Here is a 240-nt window from a genome sequence, read left to right on the forward strand (position 1 = left end):
TTCAAACGATTCAGGCCTACCCTACTTCTCCGTTCGCCACAGACTACCAGGCGGCGATGTCCGGTGCACAGGATGATGCAATGAACAAGGCAGATGGCAGTGCTGACTCTTCAGAAAATGGGATGAATTCCATTATCGATAGTGCTAATAATTTCTTTCAAGACACCAGTCAGTTTCAACATGTTATGCTGGCAAGTATAACAACTAGGTCAAAGACTAAAAAGCAGCATCATGGCAACA

General features: G+C 44.6%; 1 protein-coding gene. It reads left to right on the forward strand.

Annotation, left to right across the window (positions count from 1 at the left end):
- A partial coding sequence (locus E1171_RS22940) for a hypothetical protein (RefSeq protein WP_222931251.1) occupies nt 1-240 on the forward strand: 240 nt, incomplete at both ends.

Source organism: Xanthovirga aplysinae (assembly GCF_009711365.1).
In the GTDB taxonomy this organism is placed as follows: Bacteria; Bacteroidota; Bacteroidia; order Cytophagales; family Cyclobacteriaceae; genus Xanthovirga; species Xanthovirga aplysinae.